Origin of the sequence: Paracoccus sp. (in: a-proteobacteria) (genome assembly GCF_047973135.1) — a bacterium.
Taxonomy (GTDB): Bacteria; Pseudomonadota; Alphaproteobacteria; order Rhodobacterales; family Rhodobacteraceae; genus Paracoccus.
In genome coordinates this window covers 1-15,196 of the sequence record NZ_JBKEBL010000189.1, presented here as the reverse complement: position 1 = coordinate 15,196, position 15,196 = coordinate 1, and the positions used below count along the sequence as shown (strand labels likewise).

Here is a 15,196-nt window from a genome sequence, read left to right as displayed (position 1 = left end):
GCGAGCGGCGGTCAATGGCTTTGGCATGATACTTCCTTACTTGCTATCAGGTTCAAATATTGTGGCGCAGTCCCAAAACGCCCGGGCCTGCGCAGACAAAGTTTTCCAATCTTTCAAATGACTGCGGCGATAGTGCAGTTTCATGTCAGCAAGAGGGATATCAATGAAATGCTCACAGATCGGAAAAGGCCTCTCACCTTCCTTGACACAAATAATCACATCGGTGATTCCGTCCGGATCGTCGGTCTTGAAATCCTGCGACGCTATAAAGATGTTGGAGGCGGGATAGCCCGTTGGACCCATTTCAAACTCCAGTTCGTCAAGTTGATACGGGGCTGATCGAACTGGATATTTGAACTTTGAGGTCAGGCTTGCGCCTGAATAGATTTGCGCGATGGATTGCGCCAACCTGCTCATGACATGGTATTCCGTGACCAGCAGGCTGACATTGTGTTCCTGATCGCCATCTTCCCAGGGCACAAAGCCGCGCGCATCGACGTCCAGCAAAAGGCTATCCCGCACCGAGCCCGGTTGCGACCGGAACGACGGGTCCAGAAATGCCTTGGGCACGCTGACCGGAAAAGGCTGTGACGTTCTGCTTGTCTGAACGAAGAAATCGACCCTCGGGCCACTGTCAGGACAGGTCCGGCCGCCTGTTTCTTCGGAGGCGGCAATATCCGCTGTGACCATAATGGCGAACAACGCCGCGACGCAACTGATATGGCAAAGGTTCAACACAGGAAAACACCACAAAATAAAATAAAACACAAAATAAAATACCGCCTCAGCCTATTTTTCCAGTTCCAGAAAGTCAATATTTCCCGCCGCCGCTGCCCGCAGGCAGCGCGCCATAGGGCAGCCAGATCGTCTTGGTCTGTGTGGCATGGCGCAGAAACCCCTCGCCCTGCGCCTGCGGGCCGGTCCAGTCGCGATGGGGCGGCGACCAGACGGGTTTCAGATTGCCGCCCGCCGCGCGTTCCACCGCCGTCAGCCCCGCTTGATCGCCGCAATACCACATGGCCGCGACCTCGTCATGGGCGGCCAGAACCGGGGCCAGATCGTCCCTTGCGCCGGTCACGATATTGACCACTCCGGCGGGCAGGTCGGATGTGTCAAAGACCTGATACAGATCGCAGATCACCAGCGGATCGTCCTGCGCGGGGATCGCGACAACGCTGTTGCCCATGGCAATCGCAGGCATCGCCAGCGACATGAACCCGGCCAGAGGCTGCGCGTTCGGGCAAGCAATCGCGATGACGCCATAAGGTTCGGGCATCACATTCACCAGATGCGCAGGCCGGGCCTGCACGTTCCGGCCATCGAACTTGTCGGCCCATGCGGCATAGTGGAAGGCGCGGGCGATGGCGGCCTCGACCTCGGGCTTGCTGATCCGGGCGGCAAATTCACCCGCCCGCGCGGCCAGATTCTCGGCGATGTAATACAGCACCTGCGCGCGGCCGTGCCCGCCCATTGCCGCCCATTTTCCGGCCTTGGCCGCAGCCTCGACCGCGTTGCGGATGTCCTTGCGCCCGCCAAGCGGCGCAAGCCCCCCCGGCACCGCGTAATTCGCGCCGCCGTCAGGACGTTTCTGCGCCCCGCCGATATACAGCTTGGCCGTCCGGTCAATGCCACAGCCCTTGCCGGAAGCGCCGCCCGTTACCGCGACGGGTGCGGATGGCGCGGGCTCTTTTGCGGGCTTGACCGCAGGTTCCGCCAGATAATCCAGCATGCCAGCAGCGCCGCCTTCGCGCCCAAAGCCGCTTTCACGCCAGCCGCCAAAGGGCGCGGCGGCGTCAAAGATATTCGCGCAATTGATCCACAGCACGCCTGCCTTGATCCGCGCCGCCAGATCGGTCGCCACCGTGGCGCTTTCCGACCAGACCGAACCCGCCAGACCGTAGCGCGTATTATTCGCCAGCTCGATCGCCTCATCAGCGGTGCGAAAGGTGGACAGGGTGGCGATGGGGCCGAAGATTTCCCGTTCCATCCCCGGATTGGCGGGCGCGATGTTTTTCAGATAGCCGGGGGCGATGAAACAGCCATCAGCCGCCTGCCCGCCCACCAGTTCCGCCCCGGCATCCATCGCCGCGCGGCAGATCGACAGGATCCGGTCCTTCTGAACCGGATCGACAATCGCACCAATATCGGTCGATTTGTCCAGCGGAGGCCCGACGCGCAGCCGCGCCATCCGGGCGTTCAGCAGCGCCTCGAACCGGGGGGCTACGGCCTCGGCCACCAGCAGGCGGGAACCGGCGCAGCAAACCTGCCCCTGATTGAACCAGATCGAATCGACCACGCCCTCGACCACGGCATCCAGATCGGCATCGGGCATCACGATAAAGGGCGACTTGCCGCCCAGTTCCAGCGTCAGCCCCTTGCCCGTCCCGGCCAGAGCACCGGCAATCGCGCGGCCAACCTCGGTTGAGCCGGTAAAGGCAACCTTGTCCACATCCGCCTGAACCAGCGCCGCGCCGGTGTTGCCGTCACCGGTCACGATATTGACCACCCCGGCGGGCAGGCCGGTTTCCTGACAGATTTCCGCAAAGGCCAGCGCGGTCAGCGGGGTGTATTCGGCGGGCTTCAGCACGACCGTATTTCCCGCCGCCAGCGCAGGCGCGATCTTCCATGCCAGCATCAGCAACGGAAAGTTCCACGGAATGATCTGGCCACAAACGCCAAGGGGTGCATGGCCCGGAAAGACGCTGTCGCGCAACTCGGCCCAACCCGCATGGTGATAGAAATGCCGCGCGACCAGCGGAATGTCGATGTCCCGGCTTTCGCGGATCGGCTTGCCGTTATCCAGCGTCTCCAGCACTGACAGAAAGCGTTCGCGTTTCTGTACATGCCGGGCGATGGCATACAGGAATCGCGCCCGCTGCCCGCCCGTCAGCGCCGCCCATCCCTTTTGCGCCTTGCGCGCGGCCCTGACCGCCGCCGCCACATCGTCAACCGTACCCTGCGTGACCTCGGCCAGCGCCTCGCCGGTCGAGGGGTCGCGCGTGGCAAAGACCTGCCCCGGCGCGGTGAACCTGCCACCGATGAAATGGCCAAAGCGGCCATGCCCCGCCAGCCAGCCCCTGACGGTGGCGCTGTCCTCGACCGAGGGACCGTATTCCATGCTTTCCATGATGTCGCTCACGCTGGTCATTGGTCCCTCAGGCGATGGCTTGACGATAGGACGCGGCATAGCGGCCCGTCACATGATGGCTGATCTGGCGTTCGATATCGCCAAGCAGGCTGCTGGCCCCGATGCGAAACAGGTCGGGCGACAACCAGTCGCGGCCCAGTTCCTCGCGCATCAGCACCTGCCAGTTGAGCGCGTCCTTTGCGGTGCGCAGCCCCCCTGCGGGCTTGAACCCGACACGGTGCCCCGACAGCGCGCCATAGTCACGGATCGCGCGGCACATCACCAGCGACACGGGCAAGGTCGCGTTCACGGCTTCCTTGCCGGTCGAGGTCTTGATCCAGTCGGCCCCGGCCTGCATCGCGATATGGCTGGCCATGGCGACATTTTCCAGCGATTTCAGATCACCCGTCGCCAGAATCGCCTTCATCCGCGCGGCCCCGCAAGCCTCTTTCATGGCGCGGATCTCGTCGTACAACGCCGTCCAGTCGCCACGCAGCACATGGGCGCGGGTGATCACGATGTCGATCTCGTCCGCGCCCTGATCGACGGCAAAACGGATCTCGGCCAGACGCAGATCCAGCGGCATCAGCCCGGCGGGAAACCCGGTCGCGACACTGGCCACCGGAACACCGGAATTGCCAAGGGCGCGCTTTGCCGCTGCAACCATCGTCGGATAGACACAGACCGCGCCCGTGGTCAGCCCCGCCACTCCTATCGCGGCCAGCAGATCGGGCGCGACGGGCTGCATCGCCTTGGCGCATAGCCGCGCCACCCGGTTTTCGGTGTCATCGCCCGCCAGCGTGGTCAGATCGATGCAGCGCACCGCGTTCAGCAGCCATGCCGCCTGCCATTCCTTTTTCAGACTGCGCCGCGCAGGCAACGAGGCCGCCCGCCGCTCGGTCGCGGGGGTGTTGATCCGCTGAGCGGCAAACCAGTCGGTGCGCAGTTCGGTACCGGGATTTCGGTGCATCGCGTTCATTCTGACCTCGACCAGACAGATTTCGTCACGCTAGCGCCGGAACCCGCCTCCGACAAGCCACAGGGCAGTCGGAAAGGCCTGTGCGGCAATGCTCGCGCGCGCGGAATATGTCCACCCGAATAGTGGAAATCGCACTCGCACAGCGCTAGATCCGGACATCACAACAAAGGTGACATGATGGAACCCACTATAACCGCGGCAATCGTCGGGCTTGTTTGTGCGCTGCTGTTTTCCGTGCTCTGGTTCCGGTCCCGCAGACAGGTTGACACGATACGCCGGCAGCACCGGCAGGAAATCGACGAACTCGGGGCACGCTATCGCGACGCCGCCACACGGATGATCGGCTGGTCGGCACGCAACAATCCAGACGAGTTGCGCAAAACGCAGGCGCGGCTTCGCGACTCGATCGAGGCGATGGAGGATCAGATCGCCATCTTCGATGACCGGATGTCCTATCTTTCGGTCGGGCTGTACGAACCGAAATTCGGATTTGCCGACAGCGAGGAGCTGAAACAGCGACTGGTCCAGATCAAGTTGCAGCAAAGGCAGATGATCGCCGATCATGCCGCCATCCTGCACCGTCCCGACCCGGCTATCGGCGATGTCTCGGGGCAGATCAGGCTTGGCCTGCGCGCATTCAACCACGCCTGCGATGCCGCTCTGACCGGGATGGCCTGGAACAACGCCGCCGCGATGGAGCTGCGCATCACCGTCGCGGCGGCCCAGATCGATCAGGATAACGCCGCATTCAATCTGGTTCTGAACGGCGATTATGTCGCGCTGCGGCTGGAAGAACTGCGGCTGACGCATGAGCTGCGCGAAAAGCAGCGAGCCGAGCGTGCCGAACGTGACGAGGTGGTTCAGGCCGAGCGCGACGAAAGGCGCTTGCAGAACGAGGCGGCCATTGCCGAAAGGCGGGCGGGACAGTTGCGTCTGGCGCTTGAAAAGCTGCGCGCCTCGCCGGTTCCGAACGACGACCGCATCGCCGAATTGCGGGCGGAACTGTCCAGGGCGGAAAACGCGGCCGATCAGGCCCGCGCAATGGCCGAAGAACTGAAACAGGGCTATGTCTATGTGCTGTCGAATGTCGGCGCATTTGGCGAGGACGTGTTCATGATCGGCATGACCCGCCGCTCGAATCCCGAACAGCGGCTGCGCGAATTCGATGATGTGAACGTGCCCTTCGATTTCGACCTGCACGCCCTGATCCACAGCGACGACGCCCCTGCCCTGCGCGACGCCCTGCACGGCCATTTCGCATCGCGCCGCATCAATACCTGCAACCTCAGCCGCGAGTTCTTTGCCGTCAGCGCCCCCGAGATTCAGTCCGCCCTGACCGGGCTTGCACCCGAAGCCAGTTTCGCAGCCGACCGCGAAGCCCGCGAATGGCATCAGACCCTTGCCGGAAAAAAACCGATGCCAGTGCTTAAACTGGTCGCAGCCGCCGAATAAAAGCACCGCCGCACAAGAAAAAACGCCCGTCGCAATTGCGGCGGGCGTATGTATTTCGTCGGAACGACAAGCTTAGCGGCGCAGGCCCAGCTTGGCGATCAGCGCGGTGTAGCGCGCCTCATCCTTGCGCTTGAGATAGTCCAGCAGCTTGCGGCGCTGCGCGACAAGTTTCAGCAGACCACGACGCGAATGGTTGTCCTTCTTGTGGGTCTTGAAATGTTCGGTCAGGGTGGCGATGCGCGACGACAGGATCGCGACCTGCACCTCGGGTGAACCGGTATCGCCTTCCTTGGCACCAAATTCCTTGATGACGCGGTTCTTTTCCTCGACAGTGATCGACATCGGGGACTCCTTTTCAGATCAAAGGGTTATGGCGCAGGCCGGGATGTCGTCCAGCACAGGCCCATGGAGAAGCCGCCCGGTCAAAGCCCGACGGATGCGCGTCATTAAAGGGATTCGCGGCAAAAGAAAAGCGCCGCGACGGATATTTTCCCGTTTCGTGTTTCAGCGCACAGAATGGACCGCACCGCGTGCCTGTCCCTGATGACAGGTCCGTTAGACTCGGGACCGCTCAATCACAATTCCATTTTTTTTAAAAACAGGTGCAATTATGAACGACATGACCCTTATCCCCCGCCCGGAGGCAGTCGTCCTTGCGGACAGCGGCACATCGGTTTCCTCGTGGAATGTGTCAACCAAACGGGGCGGCCGTCACCGCATCCGGGGCGGGTGCCTGGGCCGGGCTGCAAGGTATAGCTGACAGAAGCCTTCATTCGCTGGACAGATAGAAAACCTGCAAGAAGATGCCGCATTTCGGGAGGGTTTCACGGTTTCTGGTCGCGGTTGAGTATCGGTGCGAATGTTGGCAGGGCGTGCCCCTGTCCGCCACCGGACCCGTCAAGCCGGATGGCAGCCTGTTTCTCGCGGGCGATTTTCGTGAATCCGAATCTGCAAGAGGTTCGGATCCCTGGACAGTACCTTCTGAAGCAGCGCCTGACCCGGCCGTCACATCTGGCGCACGATCACGATATCCTCGACCGTCAGCCCGTCGCCCTGCAACAGCCGGCCGACCGATGCGCCATTTACCTGAATGACCACGCCGCCATCGGCCTGCGGGCGCAGGGCGATCCGGGCGTTATCCGCAACATTGTCGGGCATGTGCAGTTCGATCTGGTCCTCGCGGTGATCGAAATCGGCGATTACGGGCAGATCGTCATGCGCGCCCCGCAGGACGAAAGTGTCGGCCCCGGCCAGCCCCTCGGCGAAATCCCCGGCACCGGGCACAAGCCGGTCATTTCCCTCGTCGCCATGCATCCAGACCCGGTCGGGATCGTCGCTGCCGATCAGTACATCGTCGCCGCCACCACCATCCAGATCGTCGGCACCCCCTCCTGAAACCAGAGTATCGTCGCCTTCATTACCGGAAATCCAGTCAACGCCCGCTCCGCCGGTCAGCCTGTCATTCCCGGCGCCGCCGAAAATCGTGTCATCGCCAGCCCTGCCGCGAATGGTGTCATTACCGTTCTGGCCCGCCAGAGAATCATCGCCAGCCCCGCCACGAACAATGTCAGCGCCCCCTCCGCCTCGCAGATCGCTGCCCCCCGGCAGGATCAGCAGATTCGCGTCGGCATCCCCCGTCAGCGCGCCCTCGGGATGGGGATCGGGCCAGTCCAGAGGGGTATCGGCAACGCCGCCCGTGAAGGCTTCGCAGGAAATCGCCGATATGGTTCCGGTTTCGTGATCGGGCATGATCGGCGGAAGCTGAGGCTCGTCATCGTCGGGGACCGCGCTGTAGCCGTTGCCAAGGGCCAGATCGTCATCCTCGGTCGTTTCGGGATCGTCGGAAACGCCAAAGTCGATGATCAGCCCGGCCAGCAGCACCCCCAACATTCCCGCCAAGACAAACATTGCACCTCATCCGGTCGCGCGCGCCGGATGACGCACCAATCCCGGCAAAGGTACCCCGTCGCGATGGCGTTAACGAAGCGTTATCTGAATGAAAGGTTAATGCCAGGGCTGCGGCTGGCGGGCATAGGGCAGGTAAAGCGGGTGGCGCGGATGGCCCGCGCCGGTCAGGCCCAGATGCCACAATTCGCACCCCAGACCCCGCAGCAGGTGCCCGACCTCGGCCCCGCGCCCGCGATGCGCCCCATGCGCGCCCCAGGCGCACAGGATGCGGTCGGCCCATCGCGCCGCCTCGGACAGAACGCGATCATTTTCCGGCCCGACCGGTTCATCCGCCGCCTTCAGATCGCGCGGATCGGTGGCGCGGAAGGCAAAGATGTTCACCACCCGGAACGCCCCGAACCCCAAACCCCGCGCCCGCCTTTCGCAGCGTTCAACCGTTGGATCGTTGCGGCGCTCATCCGCGGTCGAAGGGTTCAGCATCACATACAGCAGTCGCGGCCCGCCCGCCCAGTCCCGCGTCAGGGCATAGCGATAGGCCCCGCAACCGGAATACAACGCCTCGGACCGCGCCCTGTCATCCTGATATTGCCGCAGGATCATCCGCACCCCGTCCGCAAAATGAAAAACCCGCCGACAAGGGCGGGTTGTTTCGTCTTCGTTGTGATCCCGCCAGCCATGGCCGACGAACCCGCAGATCAGCCCTGACGGGCCTTGAACCGGCGGTTGGTCTTGTTGATCACATAGATACGGCCCTTGCGGCGCACGATCTGGCAATCGCGATGCCGGCTCTTGAGCGAGCGCAGCGAGTTGCGAACCTTCATCGGTTTTCTCCATCGTTGCGGCGCGTCGCAGCCGCCTGGAAAACGAAACACCCCCGACACAGGCCGGGGGCGGCGAAAAATGGTGGGCGGTACTGGGATCGAACCAGTGGCCACTACGATGTCAACGTAGTGCTCTACCGCTGAGCTAACCGCCCGTGCCGTTGTGATTCTGCCGCATTTTATGCATAAAATGCTGGCTGAACCGCCTCGGTGCGGTGTCTATATAGGTGCCGAACACGGGATTCAAGACCTATTGGGTTGATATTATCTGTCCTATATACATGCTGTAAGCGCCGAACGCCGAGGGAAAAGACCAAGTGACCGAGCAAGAGCTGCCAGTCAAACTGACGCGGCCCGCCAACTGGGCGAGCGGCGTCATCTTTGCATCGCCGCATTCCGGCAGCGAATATCCCGGCTGGTTCCTTGACGAAACCACCCTGCCGATCGAGGTTCTGCGCTCGTCCGAGGACGCGTTCATGGACCGGCTGATTGCCTGCGCGGTCGATTTCGGGGCGGTGACGCTGACCGCCCGCATACCGCGCTGCATCGTCGATCTGAACCGTGGCGCCGATGAAATCGACCCGTTGGTGGTGCGCGGCGTGCCGCGCCATCCGCTGAACCAGCGTACGCTGGCCGGGCTGGGGGTGATCCCCCGCGTCGTCGCGCATGGCCGGGTGATTCACGACCGCCCTATCGACCGGGCCGAGGCCGACCGCCGGATCGAGGCTTATTGGCGGCCCTATCATCACGCGCTGGCCGCCCTGATCGCCGAGGCGCGCGCCCGGTTCGGGCAGGCCATCCTGATCGACATGCATTCGATGCCGCGCGACGCGCTGAACCATCTCAGCGGTCCGCGCCCCGACATGGTTCTGGGCAACCGCCATGGTCTGTCCGCCGCCGCCCGCGTCTCCGAGGCCGTGGCCACCGCCATCGAGGCCGAGGGCTGGCGCATTCGCCGCAACTCGCCCTTCTCGGGTGCCTATATCTGTTCAACCTATGGCCGCCCCGGCAAGAATATCCATGTCATCCAGCTTGAGGTGGACAGATCCCTCTATATGGACGAGGCCACGATCAGCCCGCGCCCCGATTTCGATCTTTTCGCCGGGCGGCTGGCCCGGGTCATCGGCAAGCTTGCGGCATTGGCAACCGATGAACCCGGAAATCGCAGCATCGCCGCAGAGTAACCCGTATCCCCATCTTTCAAGGAGAGTATAGTGCAAGATATTCCAGCCATTATCGGCCTTCTGATCGACGCGAATTTCGGCCTGATCGTGCTGGCCATCGTCATCTTTGCGGCCGTCAGTACTGCGGTGCGGATCGTTCCGCAGTCGCAGAAATATGTCGTCGAACGCTTTGGCCGACTGCGCGCCGTCCTTGGGCCGGGCATCAACTTCACCGTTCCGTTCATCGACCGGGTGGCCCACAAGATTTCGGTCCTCGAACGTCAGCTTCCCTCCAGCCGTCAGGACGCCATCACCGCCGATAACGTGCTGGTGCAGGTTGAAACAAGCGTTTTCTATCGCATCATCGAACCCGAAAAGACCGTCTATCGCATCCGCGACATCGACGCCGCCATCGCCACCACCGTGGCCGGGATCGTCCGGTCCGAGATCGGCACGATGGAACTGGATCAGGTGCAGTCGAACCGCGCCTCGCTGATCGAACGCATCCGCGATTCGCTGGCCAATGTCGTCGATGACTGGGGGATCGAGGTGACGCGCGCCGAAATTCTGGACGTCAATCTGGACGACGCCACCCGCGCCGCCATGCTGCAACAGTTGAACGCCGAACGCGCCCGCCGCGCGCAAGTGACCGAGGCCGAGGGCAAGCGCCGCGCCGTCGAGCTGGCTTCCGATGGCGAACTTTATGCCGCCGAGCAATTGGCAAAGGCCAAGCGCATCCTCGCCGATGCCGAAGCCTATTCCACCGAAGCCATCGCCCAGGCCATCGCCAAGAACGGGCTTGAGGCCGCGCAATATCAGGTTGCCCTGAAACAGGTCGAGGCGCTGGCACAGGTCGGTCAGGGCAATGGCAAGCAGACGGTCATCCTGCCCACCGCCGCGCTTGACGCCTTTTCCGATGCCTTCAATCTGCTGAAAGGACGGTCATCATGATGAATGGCTGGATATGGATCGTTATGGCTCTGTTACTGGCCATAACTGAACTGTTCGCGCCGGGTTGGGTCTTTCTGGGCATTGCCTGTGCGGTCGGCATGATGGGGCTGCTGTTGCTGACCGGATGGTGGACGGCGGGCCTGCCCGTGACCCTTGTGGTAACGGCCATCCTGTCGGGGGCGATCTGGCTGGCCATGCGCCGTCTGGGTGGCGTTCGAAAGGGACAGGTACGCATCTGGGATCGCGACATCAACGAGTGAACCGGGGGCGGGCTTGGGCAAGGACAGGGCCTTTCACGGTGCCAAGCTGATCCTGATCCGGGACGGCCGACTACTGACCTGCCTGCGCGATGACCTGCCCCATATCCCCTTTCCCGCCCATTGGGATCTGCCCGGCGGCGGGCGCGAGGGGCAGGAAACGCCCGTCGGTTGCGCCCTGCGCGAATTGCACGAGGAATTCGGGCTGAGCCTGCCCCCCGACCGGCTGCACGGGCGCGAATTTCCCGCGCATGCCGTGCCGGGAATGACCTCGTGGCTGTTTCTCGGCACGATCAGCCAGACCGAAATCGCCGCGATCCGCTTTGGCGACGAGGGGCAGGAATGGCAAATGATGCCCATCGCCGAATATCTGGCACATCCCCGCGCCGTTCCGCATTTCCCCGACCGGATCCGCAGGATGCTGGCTTATATAGCCTGACGACTTTCTTTTGATTATGTTGTCAGGCTATAACCATTTGATTTTACGCTGATGCTGCGCCAATTTGATGATCAAATTGGCTTCCGTCAGCTATAACCTTGTCGGGTGCCGCCTAACAGATGCTTGCCACCCCATCGACCAGCCGCCGCGCGGACCGCCCCTTGACCAGCCAGCTTACCGCGAATGCCACTGTCGCCACCGCCTCCAGCCAGAAAATCGTGGCAGGCGGGGAAATCTGATCCAGCCCGGTCAGTTCCAGCAACCCCGCCGGAACAATACACAGGATGATCAGCACGCCGCAGACGCGATAGATCACCTTTGCCGCCCGTTTCTCGCTGCTGTCATCGCCGCCCCTGACGAACAGCACAAGGCAATAGACCGCAAGCGCCCCGAAAAACGTGCCCGCCGCGCCGATATGCAGCACGGTCGTCGCCTGAGCACCAAGGAGGCATTCGATCAGTGTGCAGCCCGACTCGGGCCGGGCATCGGCAGGCAGCTTTGCCCCCCGCCCGATCGGTGCCAGCGCGACCAGCGCGACAGAAACCGCCGCCACCCGCGCCGTCCCCTTGTCCGAGATCACCTCGGCCCCGGCGTTGCGATAGCCCTCATAGCTCCAGAAAAACACGGCCAGCGCGCAAAGCGTGCCGACAAAGACTTCGCGCATGGGGGAATAGTAATAGGCCGACATGCTGGTCAGAACGGCGTCGGTCGCCAGCCCGTAAAGCGCAAGAGCAAAGGGCAGGAACAGGCCCAGAACCCCGATCGCGCGGCGGAGCGACAGGAAGGACAACACCAGATCGTTATTCTCTTGCTCGCAGGAACCAGCCACAATGAACATCCCTTTGCTGCTGCGGCGAGGGTGCCTTGACCGGCGGCAAGGGTCAACCCGGCGCACCGGCCATCTGGCGCAGGATCGCCTGCGCAGCGGCGCGGGGATCGGCGGCCTGCCAGACGGGGCGGCCGACAACAATATGATCGGCCCCCGCCGCGATGGCGCTGGCCGGGGTTTCGACCCGCTTCTGATCGCCCAGAGCCGCCCCGCCGGGCCGCACCCCTGGCGTCACGATCAGCCGCGACTCCGGCAGGGCGCGGATCGCTGCCGCCTCGCGCGGCGAGCAGATGATCCCGTCCGCCCCGGCCTCGAAGGCGCGGACAGCGCGTTCCACGGTCAGATCATGCAGATCGCCGGGCCGGATCAGCGCCGCATCCAGGTCGGCGCGCTCCAGCGAGGTCAGAATGGTCACGCCAAGGATTTTCAGGCTGCTGCCCGCCGCGCCCTCTTTCGCGGCACGGATGACATGCGGATCGCCATGCACGGTCAGGAAATCCAGGTCGAACCGCGCCAGCCCGCGTACGGCAGCCTCGACCGTGGCACCGATGTCGAACAGTTTCATGTCCAAAAAGACGCGCTTGCCGTGATCCTGCTTCAACTCGTTTGCAAGGGCCAGCCCGCCGCCGGTCAGCATCCCCAGCCCGATCTTGTAAAAGCCGACGGCATCGCCCAGCCTGCCCGCCAGTTCCAGCCCCGCCACGGCATCCGGCACATCCAGCGCCACAATCAGCCGGTCATCCATCGTAATTTCCTTTCGTCGAAGCAGTATCCTGATCGCACGAAACCGCCGCTGTTGAAAAGGCGCACCGTAGCGGGCATAACCGGCAAAACAGGGTTATCCAGCCATGCCGTTACTGATTGCAGTTTTGACGATCGCCGCGCTTGTGGTCTGGCGCCTCTGGGCCAGAGACCGGGCGCAGGCACAACTGCAAACACGGCTGGACCCGTTTTATCATCGGCTTTTCAACCGCAGGAAATGCCGCTGGACCGCGCTTGGCGGACGACATGGCCTGCAGGAATTTCGCTGCGGGCATTGCGGAGTGACCGCCTATAGCCGCGAGGCGAACGGCCCGCGCGAATGCAAGAAACAGTTGCGCAACCGCCTTTAGGGACAGCTTGGCTTCGCGCGGCACGGGCGCTTGAAAGCACCACGAAACACCCCCATCTGTTATTCGAAGACCCGAACCGCGACGTGCCGCATCAGGGCGTCCGCGACACGGGGGCTAGTGAAAAGGAGAACATGCCGATGAACATGGAAAAGTTCACGGAACGGTCGCGCGGCTTTTTGCAGGCAGCGCAGACCATTGCGATCCGCGAGGAAAATCAGCGGGTCGTGCCCGAACATCTGCTGAAGGCATTGATGGACGACGATCAGGGGCTGGCTGCCAATCTGATCAACCGCTCGGGCGGGGATGCGCGCCGGGTAAAAGAGGCGGTTGATCAGGCGGTGGCGAAACTGCCCAAGGTTTCCGGTTCGGGCAATCAGGTCTATGTGGACCCTTCGATGGTCCGCGTGCTGGACGAGGCGGAAAAGGTCGCGAAAAAGGCCGGGGACAGCTTTGTTCCCGCCGAACGGATGCTGATGGCGCTGGCGATGGTGAACACCAACGCCAAGGACGCGCTTGAGGCCGGGGCGGTCAGCGCGCAGAACCTGAACACCGCGATCAACGACATCCGCAAGGGCCGCACCGCCGACAGTGCCAGCGCCGAAGATACCTATGAGGCGCTGTCGAAATATGCGCGCGACCTGACCGAGGCCGCCGAACAGGGCAAGATCGACCCCATCATCGGCCGCGACGAGGAAATCCGCCGCGCCATGCAGGTGCTGTCACGCCGCACCAAGAACAACCCGGTGCTGATCGGCGAACCCGGCGTCGGCAAGACCGCCATCGCCGAGGGGCTGGCACTGCGCATCATCGACGGCGACGTGCCCGAAAGCCTGCGTGACAAAAAACTGATGGCGCTGGACATGGGTGCCCTGATCGCCGGATCGAAATACCGGGGCGAATTCGAGGAACGGCTGAAATCCATCCTCAAAGAGATTGAGACCGCCGCAGGCGAGATCATCCTGTTCATCGACGAATTGCACACGCTGGTCGGCGCGGGCAAGACCGATGGCGCGATGGACGCCGCGAACCTGATCAAGCCAGCGCTGGCGCGGGGCGAATTGCACTGCGTGGGCGCGACGACGCTGGACGAATACCGCAAGTATATCGAAAAGGACGCGGCTCTGGCCCGGCGTTTTCAGCCGGTCCTGATCGAACAGCCCACCGTCGAGGACACGATCAGCATCCTGCGCGGCATCAAGGAAAAATACGAACTGCATCACGGCGTGCGCATCAGCGACGCGGCGCTGGTCGCGGCTGCGGAACTGTCGAACCGCTATATCACCGATCGTTTCCTGCCCGACAAGGCCATCGACCTTGTGGATGAGGCCGCCAGCCGCCTGCGCATGGAGGTGGACAGCAAGCCCGAGGAACTGGACGCGTTGGATCGCCAGATCCTGCAAATGCAGATCGAGGCCGAGGCCCTCAAGAAAGAGGACGACCCCGCCAGCCGCGACCGGCTGGAGCGGTTGGAAAAGGATCTGTCCGACCTGCAACAGCGCAGCGCCGAGATGACCGCCCGCTGGCAGGCCGAACGCGACAAGCTGGAAGGTTCGCGCCATCTGAAGGAACAGCTTGACCGTGCTCGCGCCGAACTTGAGCAGGCCAAGCGAGAGGGCAATCTGGCCCGCGCGGGCGAGTTGTCCTATGGCATCATTCCGGGGCTGGAAAAGCAGCTTGAAACGGCGGACGAGGCCGAGGCCAACGGGCTGATGGTCGAAGAGGCCGTGCGCCCCGAACAGATCGCCGAGGTTGTCGAACGCTGGACCGGCATCCCGACCAGCAAGATGCTGGAGGGCGAACGCGACAAGCTGCTGAAGATGGAGGAAATCCTTGGCAAGCGCGTCATCGGTCAGGACGAGGCCGTCACCGCGATCTCGCGCTCGGTCCGCCGCGCCCGCGCAGGGCTGAACGACGAGAACCGCCCGCTTGGCTCGTTCCTGTTCCTTGGCCCCACCGGCGTCGGCAAGACCGAACTGACCAAGGCCATGGCCGAATACATGTTCGACGACGAAAGCGCGATGGTCCGCATCGACATGTCCGAATTCATGGAAAAACATTCCGTGGCGCGACTGATCGGCGCGCCTCCGGGCTATGTCGGCTATGACGAGGGCGGCGTCCTGACCGAGGCCGTGCGGCGGCGCCCCTATGCGGTGATCCT

Annotated in this window: 16 protein-coding genes and 1 tRNA gene; 7 read left to right on the top strand and 10 right to left on the bottom strand. The window is 63.0% G+C overall.

What is annotated here, in order from left to right; translation table 11 throughout:
* Nucleotides 1–36: 36 nt before the first annotated feature.
* From ACK5L9_RS14785 to deoC, 3 genes are read right to left on the bottom strand one after another with little or no spacing between them, the layout of a single operon-like run.
* The gene (locus ACK5L9_RS14785) at nucleotides 37–768 is read right to left on the bottom strand and encodes a hypothetical protein (protein ID WP_416912234.1); all 732 of its coding nucleotides are present in this window, start codon (nucleotides 766–768) and stop codon (nucleotides 37–39) included.
* Between the two features lie 43 nt (nucleotides 769–811).
* Nucleotides 812–3,148: an aldehyde dehydrogenase family protein gene (locus tag ACK5L9_RS14780; protein ID WP_416912233.1), complete on the bottom strand. Its 2,337-nt coding sequence runs from the start codon at nucleotides 3,146–3,148 to the stop codon at nucleotides 812–814.
* Between the two features lie 7 nt (nucleotides 3,149–3,155).
* The gene (gene deoC / locus ACK5L9_RS14775; RefSeq protein WP_416912232.1) at nucleotides 3,156–4,106 is read right to left on the bottom strand and encodes a deoxyribose-phosphate aldolase; all 951 of its coding nucleotides are present in this window, start codon (nucleotides 4,104–4,106) and stop codon (nucleotides 3,156–3,158) included.
* A gap of 174 nt (nucleotides 4,107–4,280) precedes the next feature.
* Between deoC and ACK5L9_RS14770 the strand changes: the two genes are divergently transcribed.
* On the top strand, nucleotides 4,281–5,558 hold the full coding sequence (locus tag ACK5L9_RS14770) for a DUF4041 domain-containing protein (RefSeq protein ID WP_416912231.1): 1,278 nt from the start codon (nucleotides 4,281–4,283) through the stop codon (nucleotides 5,556–5,558).
* Between the two features lie 72 nt (nucleotides 5,559–5,630).
* Here the strand turns inward: ACK5L9_RS14770 and rpsO are convergent, their stop codons facing one another.
* The 5 genes from rpsO to ACK5L9_RS14745 form a co-directional block, all read right to left on the bottom strand.
* Nucleotides 5,631–5,900, bottom strand: a complete 270-nt coding sequence (rpsO, locus tag ACK5L9_RS14765) for a 30S ribosomal protein S15 (RefSeq protein ID WP_416912230.1) — start codon at nucleotides 5,898–5,900, stop codon at nucleotides 5,631–5,633.
* Between the two features lie 663 nt (nucleotides 5,901–6,563).
* Nucleotides 6,564–7,466: a calcium-binding protein gene (locus ACK5L9_RS14760; protein WP_416912229.1), complete on the bottom strand. Its 903-nt coding sequence runs from the start codon at nucleotides 7,464–7,466 to the stop codon at nucleotides 6,564–6,566.
* Between the two features lie 96 nt (nucleotides 7,467–7,562).
* Nucleotides 7,563–8,066 (bottom strand): DUF1643 domain-containing protein, encoded by a 504-nt coding sequence (locus tag ACK5L9_RS14755; protein ID WP_416912228.1) that lies wholly within the window; start codon nucleotides 8,064–8,066, stop codon nucleotides 7,563–7,565.
* A 95-nt stretch (nucleotides 8,067–8,161) separates the two neighbouring features.
* Nucleotides 8,162–8,287, bottom strand: coding sequence for a type B 50S ribosomal protein L36 (gene ykgO / locus ACK5L9_RS14750; protein ID WP_028725484.1), 126 nt, complete (start codon nucleotides 8,285–8,287; stop codon nucleotides 8,162–8,164).
* Nucleotides 8,288–8,367: 80 nt separating this feature from the next.
* A tRNA-Val gene (locus tag ACK5L9_RS14745) sits at nucleotides 8,368–8,442 on the bottom strand.
* 162 nt (nucleotides 8,443–8,604) lie between these two features.
* Between ACK5L9_RS14745 and ACK5L9_RS14740 the strand changes: the two genes are divergently transcribed.
* The 4 genes from ACK5L9_RS14740 to ACK5L9_RS14725 all read left to right on the top strand — a co-directional run bounded on the left by ACK5L9_RS14740 (nucleotide 8,605) and on the right by ACK5L9_RS14725 (nucleotide 11,097).
* A complete protein-coding gene (locus ACK5L9_RS14740; protein ID WP_416912227.1) occupies nucleotides 8,605–9,471 on the top strand; it encodes an N-formylglutamate amidohydrolase in 867 nt (288 codons plus the stop codon).
* Nucleotides 9,472–9,534: 63 nt separating this feature from the next.
* Nucleotides 9,535–10,401, top strand: coding sequence for an SPFH domain-containing protein (locus tag ACK5L9_RS14735; RefSeq protein WP_416912235.1), 867 nt, complete (start codon nucleotides 9,535–9,537; stop codon nucleotides 10,399–10,401).
* Nucleotides 10,398–10,661 carry an NfeD family protein gene (locus ACK5L9_RS14730; protein ID WP_416912226.1) on the top strand — a complete coding sequence of 88 codons (264 nt, stop codon included), beginning with the start codon at nucleotides 10,398–10,400 and terminating at the stop codon, nucleotides 10,659–10,661. Before ACK5L9_RS14735 ends, ACK5L9_RS14730 begins: the two co-directional genes overlap by 4 nt.
* Before the next feature lie 13 nt (nucleotides 10,662–10,674).
* Nucleotides 10,675–11,097 carry an NUDIX hydrolase gene (locus ACK5L9_RS14725; protein WP_416912225.1) on the top strand — a complete coding sequence of 141 codons (423 nt, stop codon included), beginning with the start codon at nucleotides 10,675–10,677 and terminating at the stop codon, nucleotides 11,095–11,097.
* A gap of 112 nt (nucleotides 11,098–11,209) precedes the next feature.
* On the opposite strand, the gene ACK5L9_RS14720 is transcribed toward ACK5L9_RS14725, so the two are convergent.
* Together ACK5L9_RS14720 and pyrF are read right to left on the bottom strand one after the other, a co-directional pair.
* Nucleotides 11,210–11,926 (bottom strand): hypothetical protein, encoded by a 717-nt coding sequence (locus ACK5L9_RS14720; protein WP_416912224.1) that lies wholly within the window; start codon nucleotides 11,924–11,926, stop codon nucleotides 11,210–11,212.
* Nucleotides 11,927–11,978: 52 nt separating this feature from the next.
* The gene (gene pyrF / locus ACK5L9_RS14715) at nucleotides 11,979–12,671 is read right to left on the bottom strand and encodes an orotidine-5'-phosphate decarboxylase (RefSeq protein ID WP_416912223.1); all 693 of its coding nucleotides are present in this window, start codon (nucleotides 12,669–12,671) and stop codon (nucleotides 11,979–11,981) included.
* Nucleotides 12,672–12,774: 103 nt separating this feature from the next.
* On the opposite strand from pyrF, the gene ACK5L9_RS14710 reads away from it, so the two are divergent.
* Together ACK5L9_RS14710 and ACK5L9_RS14705 are read left to right on the top strand one after the other, a co-directional pair.
* Nucleotides 12,775–13,038 carry a hypothetical protein gene (locus ACK5L9_RS14710; RefSeq protein ID WP_416912222.1) on the top strand — a complete coding sequence of 88 codons (264 nt, stop codon included), beginning with the start codon at nucleotides 12,775–12,777 and terminating at the stop codon, nucleotides 13,036–13,038.
* Nucleotides 13,039–13,175: 137 nt separating this feature from the next.
* The coding region (locus tag ACK5L9_RS14705) for an AAA family ATPase (RefSeq protein WP_416912220.1) at nucleotides 13,176–15,196 on the top strand (2,021 nt) is incomplete at its 3' end.